Genomic DNA, 546 nt, shown 5'->3' on the forward strand with positions numbered 1-546 from the left:
CGTTAATGGTGCGTATGATGTGGCTGTATCGGGGGGCACGCTATCGAACTTCACCGGCAGCGGCATCAGCTACAGTGCGACCTTTACACCCGATGTGAACAGCACGGCTGGCGCGACCGTGGATGTGGCCGCAGGTGTCTTTACCGACGCTGCAGGAAACACGAACACAGTCGCCTCTCAGTTGGCAATCAGCGTGGATACTGTACTGCCAACTGTGACCATAAACTCGGACAAAACCGCGCTGAAACAGGGCGAAACGGCTACCATTACTTTAACCCTTAGTGAGATCAGCAGCGATTTTACGTTTGATGATGTGGCTGTATCGGGGGGCACGCTATCGAACTTCACCGGCAGCGGTACGACTTACAGCGCCACCTTTATCCCAGATGTCAATGTCACCAGTGGTACGATCAATATCGCTGCCGGCAAGTTCACCGATGCTGCAGGCAATGGCAACACTGCGGCCACGCAGACAACGATTACGGTTGATACCGTGCTGCCCACTGTCAGCATCAGCAGTGATAAAGCTGTTCTGAAATCGGGTGA

Annotated in this window: 1 protein-coding gene; it reads left to right on the top strand. The window is 54.2% G+C overall.

Annotated features, from left to right (window positions below; all coding sequences use genetic code 11):
- Positions 1-546 (top strand): Ig-like domain-containing protein (locus tag P0Y67_RS22760; RefSeq protein WP_342393713.1); only part of this gene is annotated, 546 nt, incomplete at both ends.

The sequence above is a fragment of the Photobacterium sp. SP02 genome, assembly GCF_038519165.1.
In the GTDB taxonomy this organism is placed as follows: domain Bacteria; phylum Pseudomonadota; class Gammaproteobacteria; order Enterobacterales; family Vibrionaceae; genus Photobacterium; species Photobacterium halotolerans.